Source organism: Lonsdalea britannica, assembly GCF_002111595.1.
Lineage (GTDB): Bacteria > Pseudomonadota > Gammaproteobacteria > Enterobacterales > Enterobacteriaceae > Lonsdalea > Lonsdalea britannica.
Genome location: NZ_LUTN01000056.1, coordinates 1 through 605 on the forward strand (window position 1 = coordinate 1; position 605 = coordinate 605).

1 rRNA gene is annotated in these 605 nt (G+C 50.7%); it reads left to right on the top strand.

Annotated elements, in window-relative coordinates:
* Positions 1-558 (top strand): 16S ribosomal RNA (locus AU509_RS17765); the annotation flags it as partial.
* Positions 559-605: the final 47 nt, after the last annotated feature.

Consider the following 605-nt stretch of genomic DNA (forward strand, 5'->3'; position numbering starts at 1 on the left):
TACTCTTGACATCCAGAGAATTTAGCAGAGATGCTTTAGTGCCTTCGGGAACTCTGAGACAGGTGCTGCATGGCTGTCGTCAGCTCGTGTTGTGAAATGTTGGGTTAAGTCCCGCAACGAGCGCAACCCTTATCCTTTGTTGCCAGCACATAATGGTGGGAACTCAAAGGAGACTGCCGGTGATAAACCGGAGGAAGGTGGGGATGACGTCAAGTCATCATGGCCCTTACGAGTAGGGCTACACACGTGCTACAATGGCGCATACAAAGAGAAGCGAACTTGCGAGAGTAAGCGGACCTCATAAAGTGCGTCGTAGTCCGGATTGGAGTCTGCAACTCGACTCCATGAAGTCGGAATCGCTAGTAATCGTAGATCAGAATGCTACGGTGAATACGTTCCCGGGCCTTGTACACACCGCCCGTCACACCATGGGAGTGGGTTGCAAAAGAAGTAGGTAGCTTAACCTTCGGGAGGGCGCTTACCACTTTGTGATTCATGACTGGGGTGAAGTCGTAACAAGGTAACCGTAGGGGAACCTGCGGTTGGATCACCTCCTTACCAAAGTGAAGTGCTAGTGAAGTGCTCACACAGATTGTCTGATGAAA